We start from the raw sequence: 13,132 nt of genomic DNA on the forward strand, positions 1-13,132 counted from the left end.
TAGCACAAGTAACTTATAACCCCAGATAAGGATTGCATCATGAAAACGAAATTTATCCCCTTGTTATTGGCTGGTTTGCTGTCAGGCTCTGTATTTGCCCAAACGGTCAGCAGCGATGTACAGCGCAATGTGAGTCAGCAAACACGCATAGAAGATGGCTTGAAAACCGGGCAGTTGACGACTAAAGAAGCAGGCAAGCTGGAACGCGAGGAAGCGGCTGTCGCCCATGAAGAACACAAGGCCTTAAAAGATGGCAAGCTGAGTCAGCAAGAAAAAAACAAATTGGCCAGAATGCAGGATAAGGCCAGTGCCGATATTTATGCGGAAAAGCATGATGCCCAGGTCGGCAATCCCAATTCAGTATCCAGCAAACGCATGCAGGCTGATGTGCAAAGAAATGTGAACCAGCAACAGCGTGTGGAGAATGGCATCAAGTCTGGCGAATTGACCAATCATGAAGTGGCAAAGCTGGAGAAAGGTCAGGCAAGAGTCGATCATAAAGAAGCGGTTGCGGCAAAAAATGGTCATGTTGGCGCAGCCGAGCAGCGCAATATTGAGCACGCTGAGAATCACCAATCCAAAAAAATCCACAAAGAAAAAACAGATGATCAGGTACGTGGATAATTTGTAAAACAGGCAGTATAAAAAAGCTGGCTTCCCTGTCTGGAAGCCAGCTTTTTTTATTTTGCCAGGGCAGTTGCTACGACTTCTGCTACGACTTTTGCCAGGGCTCCAGGCAATAAAAAAGCCGCCACAAAAGTGACGGCTCTTCAGCCTGAAAACAGGAGGGGACTTATCCGCCTCTGCGCATCATTTCAAAGAACTCTGCGTTGTTTTTCGTGGCCTTCATCTTGTCGAGGATGAACTCCATCGCTTCGATTTCGTCCATGCTATACAGCAATTTGCGCAAGATCCAGATCTTTTGCAACTGATCCGGCTTGATCAGCAATTCTTCGCGACGGGTGCCTGATTTGTTGAGGTTGATGGCTGGATAGACACGTTTTTCAGCAAGGCGGCGTTCCAGATGAACTTCCATATTGCCCGTGCCTTTGAATTCTTCATAGATCACATCATCCATACGGCTGCCGGTTTCGATCAGGGCGGTAGCGATGATGGTCAGTGAGCCGCCTTCTTCTACATTACGTGCTGCACCGAAGAAGCGTTTTGGACGTTGCAGTGCATTGGCATCCACACCACCAGTCAATACCTTGCCGGATGCAGGGATGACGGTGTTGTAAGCACGTGCCAGACGGGTGATGGAATCCAGCAGGATGACCACGTCTTTTTTCATTTCAACCAGGCGCTTGGCTTTTTCCAGCACCATTTCAGCAACTTGGACGTGACGGGTAGCTGGTTCATCGAAAGTCGATGCGACCACTTCACCGCGTACTGAACGCTGCATCTCGGTTACTTCTTCCGGACGTTCGTCGATCAGCAAAACGATCAAAGTAACGTCAGGGTGATTGGTGGTAATCGCGTGTGCTACGTGTTGCAGCATGACGGACTTACCGGATTTTGGTGACGCTACCAGCAAACCACGCTGGCCACGGCCGATAGGGGCGATCATGTCGATGATACGGCCGGTAGTATTTTCTTCGCCGCGCATCTCGCGTTCCAAGGTCAATACCTTGTTCGGGTGCAGCGGTGTCAGATTTTCAAACAGGATGCGGTGCTTGGAGGCTTCTGGCGATTCGCCATTGACCTTGTCCACCTTCACCAATGCAAAATAACGTTCACCGTCTTTTGGTGTACGTACTTCACCTTCGATGGAATCGCCAGTATGCAGATTGAAACGGCGGATTTGCGAAGGAGAGATATAGATGTCATCAGTCGAGGCCATGTAACTGGCATCTGGCGAGCGCAGGAAGCCAAAGCCGTCAGGCAATACTTCAAGTGCGCCATCGCCAAAAATTTGTTCGCCTGATTTTGCACGTTTTTTGAGGATCGCGAACATCAATTCCTGCTTGCGCATACGCGCAGCGTTATCGATATCGAGTCCTATGGCCATTTCCAATAAAGCGGATACGTGTAAGGCCTTTAGTTCAGATAGATGCATGGTGAGTGTCCCGGGATGGGATTATGGGGTGGGGGAGTGAGCAGAGGAACTACAGATTAAACAGGATAGAAAGAATTCTGTCTTGGTTTCGTTTTATTTAATATTATGTAATTCAGGTCTGAATTTGCATGCAGCAGTTGAGGGTCATCAACCGGGGCAGCTGTCTCTTGTTTCTGTATTTTAAAGCTGCAAACAATCTTGTTGTTCGCAGCTTTAAAGTTTCAGACCGCAATAATACCTTAAATATTACTGTCAATGAAAGAGGTTAATTGGCCTTTTGCCAATGCGCCTACTTTTTGTGCAGCTGATTTACCATCCTTGAACAGGATCAGGGTAGGGATGCCACGGATACCGAACTTAGCAGGAATTGCCTGGTTGGCATCTACGTCCATCTTGGCTACGATGATTTTGCCGTTATATTCTTTGGCAACTTCTTCCAGTATGGGTGCAATCATTTTGCAAGGACCGCACCATTCAGCCCAGAAATCGACCAATACCGGTACGTTAGAGTTTAATACGTCTGCTTCGAATGAAGCATCGCTTACATATTTGATGTTTTCGCTCATGGAATCCTCAACGAGAGGGAAAAATTAAGGGGTAACAGCGCCACTGAATGTCGGTATTTTGAAACCGCGCCGCATTCTGATTTGAATCTGGGGGTGATAGTCACAAATTCAATGGTGTTGAATAGTGTCGCACCGTGACTAAAGCAAAATGAGTCAGGCTTGGTTAGCTATGCGGTAGATAATAACCTATTTTTTAGAAAAGTGTCATGCATGCAGCCAAAATGCTGTAGCCGTCGCATAGTATACTTGCTCTACAGGCAAAACCATTAATCCTTGATGCTACATAATCCCCAACTGATACCTGCTGGCCCCCTCTTCTGGCAACAGACTGCACAGGCGTTTTTGCGCGCCGCCAGGGAGCAGGGCTGGGGGCGCGAGCAAGAGCGGGATTTTTCCGGGGTAAGGGTGATCGTGCCTACTTATCAGCACGCCCATCTGCTGTTAAGGGCATTGGGGGCTGTATTGCAGGGTAACTTTATCCCGCCACGCATACAAACCCTGTTTGCCCTGCTGGAAATGCAGGCGCCGGATGTTGCGCTGCAAAATAACATTGGCGGAGATTCCAGCGAAAGACTCATGGGGCTGTATGCGGAATTGCGACAACATCCCTGGTTAAAGAAATTATTTGGTGCACGGCGTAATACTGACTTATTGCCGCTGGCGCAGACTCTGCTGACGCTGTCGGATGAATTAACCGCTGTCTTGTTACCCAACGTAGGCAAGGATAAAAGCAAGCTGGAAAAAGACTGGCAGGCAGCACTGGCACAATTGCCTGCGCCTGCACAAGCCTTATTGTCGGAAGAAACGCAACTGGTATGGTCAGTCTGGCAGAGCCAGCTTGATGGCAATGACCCGCAGGTAAAACGTTATGCCCAGTTGCTGCAAATTGCTGGGCAGGCCAGTGAGCCATTGCTATGGATAGCACCCACTTTGCCTAACCCAATGGAAAATGCATTTTTGCAAGCTTGGGCAAAGAAGCAAAGCGTATTGCAAATCAGCCTGGACTGGCGCGCACATACCTTGCCGCAGCCTTATTACCATGCGTGGCCGGGTTTGCAGGACACTGGCAGCCAGCATCAACAGGCGCTGACTGAATACGTAGAGACATCCCACATACGCCTGTGCCGCGCCACTTCGCTGGAAGATGAGGCGGTACAGGGCGCACAAACCATCATTAACTGGCTGCAGGCTGGCAAGCAGAGTGTGGCCGTGGTGGCGCAAGACCGCGTCGTCTCCCGACGCATACGCGCCTTGCTGGAACGCGCACAGATCATGGTGGCTGATGAAACCGGCTGGAAGCTATCGACTACCCGGGCTGCGGCAGCCATCGCCGCCTGGCTGGAAGTGGTGACGACGCGGGCCGATACCATGGCTTTGCTGGATTTTTTGAAGTCACCTTACCTGCTGTGGAAAGATACTGACAATAACGAGCCTGAGCAAGATGCCATTGCTGCCAAGGCCGACATGGTCATGCGCATAGAGCTGGTCTTGCGCTGCGCGAATGTGCTGGGTGGCTGGGAATCAGTCCTGGCTGCGCTGGATGCTGGCAAGGATACCGCGTCAGCCAGCCGCTGGATCAGGTCCATGTCTCGGCAGGCGGGCAATTTCACTGGCAGGCGCAGCCTGTCTGAATGGAGTGCGTTGAGCCTGCAGTTGTTCTTTGATCTCTCCATGTTTAATGCCTTTCAGGCAGACCCGGCGGGTGGGCAAATCATACAACTGCTACAGAAATTGCAGCTTGCCTGTCAGGACTTGAAAACCCCATTCACTTTTGCTGAATGGCGTGCCCTGATGAATCTGCAGCTGGAGAGCACGGCATTTGTGTTCTCACATACCGACAAGCGCGTGGTCATGTTGCCGCTAAATGGTGCGCGCCTGCGTCCCTTTGATGCGGTACTGCTGGTCGGTGCGGATGCTTCTCACCTGCCATCACAAGCCAGCGAGATTTTGTTTTTTGCAAATGCAGTCAGGCGAGAATGTGGGCTGGAAACCCGCGAGTCGCGCCAGCAACAGCAATTGCGCGACTTTGCTGAACTCTTGCTGAGTAATACGGACGTCGTTTTATCCTGGCAGGGTAGCCTGAATGGCGAACATAATCCCGTCAGCCCGTGGCTGGAGCAACTGGGTCTGACACTGGAGCGTACCCAGCAAGGTGTGCTGGACAGCCATCCTCTTGATTTGCCAGTCAGGACCATGCAAGCCAGCATCCAGCATATGCCAACACCATCTGCGGCTGCGCTGCTGCCCGCAACTTTATCTGCCAGTGCCTATACCAGCCTGGTAGTGTGTCCTTACCAGTTTTTTGCTGGGCGCATGCTGGGTTTGAGTGCGCTGGATGAGTTGTCGGATATGCCGGAGAAGCGTGACTACGGTGACTGGTTGCATGCCATCCTCAAGCGTTATCATGAAGAGTTGAAGGTGGTACAGGCTACTCAGCCAGACGTGGATAAAGAAGCCCTGCTGCGTAACATATCAGCTGATTTTTTTGCTGACGTCTTGCAAAAAAGCCCGGCGGCACTAGCTTATAGCGTGCGCTGGGATAAAGTCATCCCTGCTTATGTCGCCTGGATGCAGGCGCATGAAGAAGCGGGCTGGCAGTTTGACATGGGTGAAATCAAGAATGAAAAGACGCTGGAATGGCAGGGTGGCCAGATCATGCTCAAAGGTCGCATAGACCGCATAGACAGAAATATGAATGGTGAAGTGGCGGTACTCGATTACAAGACAAAAAATCTGAATGACTTGCGCAGAAGACTGAAGGAGGGTGAAGATCATCAACTGCCGTTTTATGGCTTGCTGACGGATTTGCCTGTCAGCTCAGGCAGTTATGTCGCGCTGGAACTGAGTCAGGGCAAGGCTGGCGATGTCGCCGCCGATGATTTTGACCGCTGGGTTTCAGAGCTGGCACTGGCGATTAAAACCAGCATGTCATCTATACAGAAAGGTGCAAGCTTGCCAGCCCATGGTGTAGAAGCAAATTGCCAGTATTGTGAAATGCGTGGCCTGTGCCGCAAGGGGGCATGGTGATGAGCGATTCTCCTCAGTACTCACAGGCTTATGAAGTCAATGGCCAGGCTGTCAGTCATGCACATTTCACGGCAACGGCCTGTGACCCGCGTCATAGCGTAGTTGTCGAAGCTTGTGCCGGTAGTGGCAAGACCTGGTTGCTGGTGTCGCGCATGTTGCGTCTCTTGCTGGCCGGTGCTGAACCGGCAGAATTATTGGCGATTACCTTTACCCGCAAGGCTGCTCAGGAAATGCGTGAACGCCTCATGGATTTGCTGCATGAACTGGCACTGGCAGATATCGCCCATGTGCGGCAATTGCTGACTGAGCGCGGCATAGCCGAGGCTGACTTACAGAATGTCATCCCGTTGGCGCGTGGCCTGTACGAGAAGGTCTTGTCCAGCCCGCAGTCACTCTCTCTTGATACCTTCCATAGCTGGTTTGGCCGTTTGATACAACTGGCACCGCTGGCATCTGGCGTGCCACATGGCTTTACGCTTGTCGAGGCGAGTGGGGACATACAACGAGAAGCCTACGGCCAGCTCATGCAGATGCTGGCGCAGGAAGAGCATGCTGACGTCAAGGAAGCACTGCTATTCCTGTATCAGGAAATTGGTGACTTCAATGCACGCGAAATGCTGGAAGCCTTTCTCGACAAGCGAGCCGAGTGGTGGGCCAGCAACCAGCAAATTGAACTGGGTGGCCCATTGGACTGGTTGCGTGATTTATGCGGCGCAGACCTGTATCAGGATGCGCGCCTCAGCATCTGGGAAGACGCTCAGCTATATCAGCGTATTGCCCATATGGCCCTGGTATTGGGCCAGGGTTCAAAGAATAACCAGACCAATGCCAGCAAGATAGAACAGGGTCTGACAGATGGCCCCAGCCTGGATGCCTTTGCCATGATTTGCGATGGCTTTATCAATGGTCAGGGCAATATTCGCTCGCATAATGTCAAGGTAAAGGCGTTGATTGCCTCCATAGAAAAACACCTTGGTATGGACCAGATCAATGCCTTTGAAGATGAATGCGAAGCGATAGTACAGGCGCTGCATCAACTGCAAAAACGCAGTGCAGAGAAATTGGTGATGCAAGTCAATGAGGCCCTGTTTGCTGTCGGCACAGCTTACCTTGAATGCTACCAAGGCCTGAAGTCAGACCAGCGGGTATTTGATTTTGCTGACCTGGAATGGCAGGCATATAGACTGCTCAGTAATGAAGAATATGCAGCCTACCTGCATAGCCGTCTTGATGCGCGCTACAAACATATCTTGCTGGATGAATTCCAGGATACCAATCCCCTGCAATGGGGCATAGTGCAAGCCTGGCTGGAAGCCTATGGGGATGATGGGGCCAAGCCCAGTGTGTTTGTGGTGGGCGACCCCAAACAGTCTATCTACCGTTTTCGCCGTGCTGAACCTAGAGTATTTACTGCTGCACAAAATATGCTGGCAGCGCAGGGGGCACGGGTTTTACGTACCAACCAGACACGCAGAAATGCACCCGCGATTGTTGATGTACTTAATGTCAGCATGTATGGCAACCCTTTGTTTCATGCACAGACGACAGCTTCTGATGCAGATGGTGCAGTCTGGCGTTTGCCATTGATAGGCATGGCAGCGCCCATTGATATTGAAGAGGGTGGCGAAGAAGACGCTGCACCTTCACGTTTTCCTCTGCGCAATCCGCTGACAACCCCACTGGAGGAAGCAGAAAACCAGCAACGCTATGAAGAAGGCAAGCAAGTCGCACAAGCCTTGCTGGGCATAGGTGCCGCGCAGGGTGCAGATAGCTGGCACTGGAGTGACGTGATGCTGCTGGTCAAGCGCCGCACGCATTTGTCAGCCTACGAAAAGGCTTTGCGCGAGGCAGGCATCCCTTTTGTTTCCAGCCGCCGTGGTGGCTTGCTGGATGCGCTGGAAGTGCTGGATTTGATCGCACTATTAAATTTCCTGATGACGCCAGGTGACAACCGTGCGCTGGCGCATGTGTTAAAGTCCCCCATCGTGGCAGCCAGTGATGATGATCTTATTGCGTTAGCCATGCGCGATGAAGCAACGTGGTGGAAGCGCCTGCAAACCATGGCATTGGACTTAGCCTCGGAGCAGGATGACTCTTATCCAGTTCTGCAACGCGCCGCCAGCTTGCTGCAACAATGGATGGAAGCGTCTTATTATTTGCCAGTGCATGATTTGCTGGACCGCATATTGCATCAGGGTGAGGTCTTGCAACGCTATGCGCAAGCATCATCAGTTGCGCAGCGCAGCCAGGTCATGGGCAATATCCATAGTTTTACAGAACTGGCTTTGAATCTGGATGCCGGGCGTTACCCAAGTTTGCCCAAATTTATCGCTGCCCTGAGCGCCTTGCGCCGTGGTGGTGATAGTGATGCGCCTGATGAATCTGCGGTTGATAGTGCGGCTGATGCTGTGCGCATATTGACCATCCACAGTGCCAAGGGGCTGGAAGCAAAGATTGTCGTCATGCTGGATGCCAATCACAGCGAGTCGATGAAAGACAGGATAGGTGTCTTGTGCCAGTGGCCCTTGCAAGCGGGTGAAGAAAGGCATTTTTCTGTCTTTGGCAAAAAAGACCAGCGCGGGGCTGCGCGTGACCGGTTTTTTGAACAGGAAGAAGCCCAGGCCACGCAAGAAAACTGGAATCTCTTATATGTCGCCATCACCCGAGCCAAGCAGATATTGATACTCAGCGGTGTGCAGAGCGGGAAAAAGCAATTAGCGCCCAGTTGGTATGGCTATCTCGATCATGTGGAAGAAAAATCGCCGGCTGCGGCTAATATTGAAAATGAAATACAGCAGCATCAGTCATTCAGTTTAGCGGTATTTGAACCTCCTGCCATGCCTGCTGAAGAGATAGCGCTGGAAGTGAGCAGTGATGAACAATTAGAAGGCATAGCTCTGCATACACTGATGGAGCGTTTGAGCAATAACGCAAAGAGTTGGCCGATTGCGGTGCCAGATGCAGAAACCATTGCAGCCTGGCTGCCTTGTTCCAGTACCGTGGCGGCGACCATACGCAAACAGGCTGAGTGTATATTCAGTAATTCTGCATTACAGAAATTTTATGAGCCTGCCACATATATATATGCGCGCAATGAAATGGATGTGCTGGTCGAGAAAAAATTATTGCGCCTGGACAGGGTTGTGGTTTTTTCGCATGAGGTTTGGGTATTGGATTATAAGCGTCAGCTTTTACCCGGCCAGGAAGCGGGCTATCGCCAGCAGTTGCTGGATTATGTACAAGCCTTAAAGCAGGTATTTTCTGATAAAACCGTCCATGCTGCACTTATTTTGAGTGATGGCAGCCTGATAGACCTGCTCTGAGAGAAAATTTACTCGTATAATTAAAGACCGCATTAACATCGCATTATTGACTGCCCTGTTGGCTGCCTTATTGGCTATCTTAATGAATGCATTGCATACCCCTTGAACTGAGACATAATGATTTCCGAATTCGAATTGCTCGCTGAAAAAGTGAAACAGCTAGTCGTGCTGGCGCACACCTTGCGCAGCGAAAATGCCAGACTGCGTAATGATGTGACCTCATTGATGACGCAAAACACAGACTTGCAACAACGCATGCACCAGGCTCATGACCGTGTCTCTGCCTTGCTGGCGCAACTGCCAGCCGAGGTCTTGAATGACAAGGAGGCAGCATGAGTGAAGTAAAAGTGATACAGGTCGATGTCAATATCATGGGGCAGAGTTACAAGCTCAGTTGCCGTGAGGGTGAAGACCGTGCCCTGCGCGAAGCTGCTGCCTACCTTGATGGCAAGATGTCTGCCATACGGGATGCTGCAAAAGTCAAGGGAACAGACAGGATCGCGGTGATGGCAGCATTGAGCATGACCACAGAGTTATTGGCGACCAAATCACCCGAAGGCCCTTTGTCTGGCTTGTCTCTGGCAGAAGTCAAACAAAAGATCAATGAAATGCATGACATCATGGATCAGGCTTTGACTCCACAAGAAAAACTATTTTGATCAGTGAGCTTATTATTTAATTTAATCAAAATAGCTAGCGATGTGCGGGCATTTCAGGGTACACTTTAGTTCCCTGCCGTGTTCGCCAATGCCATATATTCCTTGAACCATTTTAGTGCATAGGCCGTGGAACATTGTTCGATAGGTGTGAGCGTCGCTAGTCCGATGAACCCGAAATTGAATTGACCGTGGCCAACTTGAACCGCTCAGGTTCAGGATGCCGGCATAGCGGCATCGGTGGGGACTCATTCTGAACGGCTGTCATTTTTTATGACAGCCGTTTTTTTGTGCCTGATCTATCCACGAGGTTTATCGTGCTCATGTGTTTGTGTCGTCGCCAGATAAATGTGCGACAATTTCCTTTTGACTTTGCAGGCGTTCACCATGGCATATTGGTTGATGAAGTCTGAACCGGATGAGATCAGTATTGACGATGTGTTGGCTTTGCCCAGCATTCCCTGGTTTGGCGTACGCAATTACCAGGCGCGTAATTTCATGCGCGATGGCATGAAGGTCGGCGATGGTGTGCTGTTTTACCATTCCAGTTGTCCCGAGCCTGGCATCGCAGGTCTGGCCGAAGTCGCCAGCACTGCTTACCCGGATCACACCCAGTTTGAAAAAGACAGTAAATACTTTGATCCCAAAGCGACCCAGGAAACCCCGCGCTGGATGATGGTCGATGTCAAGGCCAAGCGCAAGACCCGCTTGCTGAGCCTGGCAGAACTCAGGACTTACCCTGAACTCGCGGATATGACGGTGCTGCAAAAAGGCAGCCGCCTGTCGATTACGCCAGTCAAGCCAGATGAGTGGCGCTTTATCCAGAAATTGTTGAAGGAACAGGTTTGAAATTTTCTCCATTCACTGCAAATTCTGCGACAGAGTCGGTCGAGCCTCTTGTCGCGGCCAAATTCATCAAGGAAATAGGTCGCGGCAAAGATGGCGCGCGCAGCATGACGCAGTCAGATGCGGCGATTTTATATGCCGCCATGCTGGCTGGACGGGTATCTGACCTGGAGTTGGGCGGTATCTTGCTCTCCATGCGCATCAAAGGTGAGTCCATAGAAGAAATTTCAGGCTTCCTGCAGGCGGCTCAACCCTACATTTTGCCGCTGCAAGCACCTGCAGATAGTCCTTATGCCCCGGTAGTCATACCAACTTATAACGGTGCCCGCAAGAAAGCCAATCTGACGCCTTTGCTGGCCTTGTTGCTGGCACGACGGGGTGTACCTGTGCTGGTGCACGGTGTGAGCACAGATACCGGACGGGTCGCCACGGCTGAGATATTCCAGGCCCTGGGCCTGCCTTTGGTGACCAGCTCGGAACAAGTGCTGGAACAGATGCAGCAAAAGCAGCCAGCCTTTATGCCGATAGACGCCTTATCGCCCGCAATGGCGCATTTGCTGAGTTTGCGCCGTATCCTGGGTGTGCGCAACTCCACCCATACGCTGGTCAAGCTCTTGCAACCTTTTGTCGTGCCTGCCTTGCGCCTGAGTTCTTACACCCATCCTGAATATCTGTTGATGTTACAAGACTATTTCACCCGTTGCGCACCAGTTGAAGCCGGGGATGTATTCCTCATGCGTGGTACCGAAGGAGAGGCCGTTGCCAGCACAGGCCGTGCCCAGCAGATAGACTGGTTTCACGCCGGGCAGGGCACTACCCTGGTGCCCGCTCAGCAAGAGCCCCTGGCGGAAGTGCCTGCTGTACCTGACAGCATAGATGCCAATACAACTGCGGCATGGATCAGGTCAGTGCTGGCTGGTGAGATTGCCGTGCCTGAAAATATTGCTGTGCAAGTGGAGCATTGCGCCAGCATTGCACAGCGTTTGCGACAACAAAGCTAAGGCTGAATTTATGATGGAAACCGATATCGCAGAAATCAATCCCGGTGTACGCGATGACCCGCGCCTGGATAAGGTATTGAATTTTCTTGGCAAGATAGGTATCGCGGTTATTGAGCGCGAACTGCAACACGCAACGTTTTTGCCCGGCCTTGATCTGGGGCCTGGCTGCATTTATGTCGATTACAGCAAACTCAAATATCCTGGCGATATGGTGCATGAGGCCGGGCACCTGGCGGTGACACCATCTGCGAATCGTGCACTCATAGGCAGTGATCAGCAAGACAAGGACTGGCCACCACAAGGCGAAGAGATAGCCGCTATTTTATGGTCACTGGCGGTGGCCAGGGAACTTGATTTGCCACTGGATTTTGTGTTTCATCCAAATGGTTACAAGGATGATTCCAGCTGGTTGATAGAGACTTTTGAATCAGGTAATTTTATTGGCCTGCCGTTTCTGGAATGGGCAGGCCTGAGCCTGGGGGCGGTACGTGCAGAGAAAGAAGGTAAGCCTGCTTTTCCCAAAATGCTCAAGTGGATGCGGGAGTAGTTCTGATATAAGCGTGCAGGCGCGCACATGGCATTGAACGACGAAGTCGGGACCGGTTTGCAAATACATATAAATAAATGTAAATTTTATGGGGATGAGAATGAAGGCTTCGGTGCTAACGATGGTTTTTTCCGCTGCTGTGCTGGCGTGTGGTGTGAGTTATGCCGCTGACTGTGTGTCGATCAAGTCTCAAAAAGAGCGCTTGAAGTGTTTCGATGCTTCAGCCAAACAAGCTGACATAGATTCCCCAAAAAAGAAAGAGTTGGACGACAAGGCTGAGCCGGACAAGCTTGAGTCAGCGCGGCTATCCCAAAAAAAACTGGACAACGAAAAAGCCAACAAGGCGGCGACTGAGAGCTTTGTCAATGGCCGTATAGTCAGTCTGTCGATTGTGACCTTGAGTTGGAAGAATTTCATGTCTAGCCCTGGCGGTGTGGATGAGAGGCTGAAGACGGTTGAATGGGTCAAACAAGAGACAGTTAGTGACTATGATAAATTGCTTGCCATGGAAGATTATAGCCCCATGCTAAGAGGGAAAATCAAGGACCTGGTCGCTTCGTGGCTGCAGGCGGTGGAGGATGCGCGGCCCACTTCAAGTGATAGTGTGCGTAGCCACAGTGCGCGAGTGGATGCGGCGGTTAGGCTGTTTCAGGCACAGGTTGACCGTTTAAAGCTTGATATCAGATGACGCGCTTCCTTGCTCTCATGATAATGGTGCTCGCCATTGAGGCATTCGCTGCGCCAGCCCGCAGCTCAACCGTCAAGCGTCACTTCCAGCGCTAGAATCACTGCCCCAGTACCCACGAGGGCCAGGGGCAAGGAGCAGCGTTATCTGCCCCAAAAAATTGGGTCATTTCTAACATTCCAATATTTTCAACCCGGCAAACGATTACGCGCCGCCTATCGTCTCCGGGTGCTTTGAGAAATGCTGAATTTTTGTGAATAAGAATGTTGGAATGTTAGAACTGACCCCAATTTTATTCGCTATCAAGTGGGTGCTGACGAATTCTGGACCATTGTCACACCGTATCGCCATCGGTTTCCCACGCCATTCTATGATGTTGTCCAAAACACGAATCACACGCACCGTCGGTAGAGAGAAGTCGACCT

Annotated in this window: 11 protein-coding genes, 1 other RNA gene and 1 pseudogene; 10 read left to right on the forward strand and 3 right to left on the reverse strand. The window is 51.1% G+C overall.

Going from position 1 to position 13,132, the window contains the following annotated elements:
• Positions 1 to 39 precede the first annotated feature (39 nt).
• On the forward strand, positions 40 to 624 hold the full coding sequence (locus tag ACO0LN_RS27820) for a hypothetical protein (protein ID WP_422979582.1): 585 nt from the start codon (positions 40 to 42) through the stop codon (positions 622 to 624).
• A 169-nt stretch (positions 625 to 793) separates the two neighbouring features.
• On the opposite strand, the gene rho is transcribed toward ACO0LN_RS27820, so the two are convergent.
• The gene (gene rho / locus ACO0LN_RS27825; RefSeq protein WP_110257254.1) at positions 794 to 2,056 is read right to left on the reverse strand and encodes a transcription termination factor Rho; all 1,263 of its coding nucleotides are present in this window, start codon (positions 2,054 to 2,056) and stop codon (positions 794 to 796) included.
• A gap of 239 nt (positions 2,057 to 2,295) precedes the next feature.
• A complete protein-coding gene (gene trxA, locus ACO0LN_RS27830; RefSeq protein ID WP_422952738.1) occupies positions 2,296 to 2,622 on the reverse strand; it encodes a thioredoxin TrxA in 327 nt (108 codons plus the stop codon).
• A 276-nt stretch (positions 2,623 to 2,898) separates the two neighbouring features.
• On the opposite strand from trxA, the gene ACO0LN_RS27835 reads away from it, so the two are divergent.
• From ACO0LN_RS27835 to ACO0LN_RS27875, 9 genes are all read left to right on the forward strand, one after another.
• Positions 2,899 to 5,649 carry a PD-(D/E)XK nuclease family protein gene (locus ACO0LN_RS27835; protein ID WP_422979584.1) on the forward strand — a complete coding sequence of 917 codons (2,751 nt, stop codon included), beginning with the start codon at positions 2,899 to 2,901 and terminating at the stop codon, positions 5,647 to 5,649.
• Positions 5,649 to 8,972 carry a UvrD-helicase domain-containing protein gene (locus ACO0LN_RS27840; protein WP_422979586.1) on the forward strand — a complete coding sequence of 1,108 codons (3,324 nt, stop codon included), beginning with the start codon at positions 5,649 to 5,651 and terminating at the stop codon, positions 8,970 to 8,972. The genes ACO0LN_RS27835 and ACO0LN_RS27840 overlap by 1 nt, the downstream gene beginning before the upstream one ends.
• Positions 8,973 to 9,089: 117 nt before the next feature.
• Entirely contained in the window at positions 9,090 to 9,308 is a 219-nt protein-coding gene (locus tag ACO0LN_RS27845) for a DUF904 domain-containing protein (protein ID WP_162040413.1), read from the forward strand.
• A gap of 11 nt (positions 9,309 to 9,319) precedes the next feature.
• Positions 9,320 to 9,631 carry a cell division protein ZapA gene (locus tag ACO0LN_RS27850; protein WP_162044496.1) on the forward strand — a complete coding sequence of 104 codons (312 nt, stop codon included), beginning with the start codon at positions 9,320 to 9,322 and terminating at the stop codon, positions 9,629 to 9,631.
• A 67-nt stretch (positions 9,632 to 9,698) separates the two neighbouring features.
• A non-coding RNA gene (gene ssrS, locus ACO0LN_RS27855) (6S RNA) lies at positions 9,699 to 9,879 on the forward strand.
• A gap of 136 nt (positions 9,880 to 10,015) precedes the next feature.
• On the forward strand, positions 10,016 to 10,477 hold the full coding sequence (locus ACO0LN_RS27860) for an EVE domain-containing protein (protein ID WP_422979588.1): 462 nt from the start codon (positions 10,016 to 10,018) through the stop codon (positions 10,475 to 10,477).
• On the forward strand, positions 10,474 to 11,475 hold the full coding sequence (gene ybiB, locus ACO0LN_RS27865; protein WP_422979590.1) for a DNA-binding protein YbiB: 1,002 nt from the start codon (positions 10,474 to 10,476) through the stop codon (positions 11,473 to 11,475). The genes ACO0LN_RS27860 and ybiB overlap by 4 nt, the downstream gene beginning before the upstream one ends.
• A 13-nt stretch (positions 11,476 to 11,488) precedes the next feature.
• Positions 11,489 to 12,022, forward strand: a complete 534-nt coding sequence (locus ACO0LN_RS27870; protein ID WP_422979592.1) for a hypothetical protein — start codon at positions 11,489 to 11,491, stop codon at positions 12,020 to 12,022.
• A 100-nt stretch (positions 12,023 to 12,122) separates the two neighbouring features.
• Positions 12,123 to 12,710 (forward strand): hypothetical protein, encoded by a 588-nt coding sequence (locus tag ACO0LN_RS27875; RefSeq protein WP_422979594.1) that lies wholly within the window; start codon positions 12,123 to 12,125, stop codon positions 12,708 to 12,710.
• Between the two features lie 297 nt (positions 12,711 to 13,007).
• On the opposite strand, the pseudogene ACO0LN_RS27880 reads toward ACO0LN_RS27875, so the two are convergent.
• Positions 13,008 to 13,132: pseudogene (locus ACO0LN_RS27880) on the reverse strand (IS3 family transposase); the annotation flags it as partial.

Source organism: Undibacterium sp. TC9W (assembly GCF_049339865.1).
Classification (GTDB): domain Bacteria; phylum Pseudomonadota; class Gammaproteobacteria; order Burkholderiales; family Burkholderiaceae_D; genus Undibacterium.

Coding starts and splice junctions, on each gene's coding strand:
- ACO0LN_RS27835 (WP_422979584.1), top strand. CDS start 2,899: ATGCTACATAATCCCCAACTGATACCTGCTGGCCCCCTCTTCTGGCAA.
- ACO0LN_RS27870 (WP_422979592.1), top strand. CDS start 11,489: ATGGAAACCGATATCGCAGAAATCAATCCCGGTGTACGCGATGACCCG.
- ACO0LN_RS27840 (WP_422979586.1), top strand. CDS start 5,649: ATGAGCGATTCTCCTCAGTACTCACAGGCTTATGAAGTCAATGGCCAG.
- ACO0LN_RS27845 (WP_162040413.1), top strand. CDS start 9,090: ATGATTTCCGAATTCGAATTGCTCGCTGAAAAAGTGAAACAGCTAGTC.
- trxA (WP_422952738.1), bottom strand. CDS start 2,622: ATGAGCGAAAACATCAAATATGTAAGCGATGCTTCATTCGAAGCAGAC.
- rho (WP_110257254.1), bottom strand. CDS start 2,056: ATGCATCTATCTGAACTAAAGGCCTTACACGTATCCGCTTTATTGGAA.
- ACO0LN_RS27860 (WP_422979588.1), top strand. CDS start 10,016: ATGGCATATTGGTTGATGAAGTCTGAACCGGATGAGATCAGTATTGAC.
- ACO0LN_RS27820 (WP_422979582.1), top strand. CDS start 40: ATGAAAACGAAATTTATCCCCTTGTTATTGGCTGGTTTGCTGTCAGGC.
- ACO0LN_RS27875 (WP_422979594.1), top strand. CDS start 12,123: ATGAAGGCTTCGGTGCTAACGATGGTTTTTTCCGCTGCTGTGCTGGCG.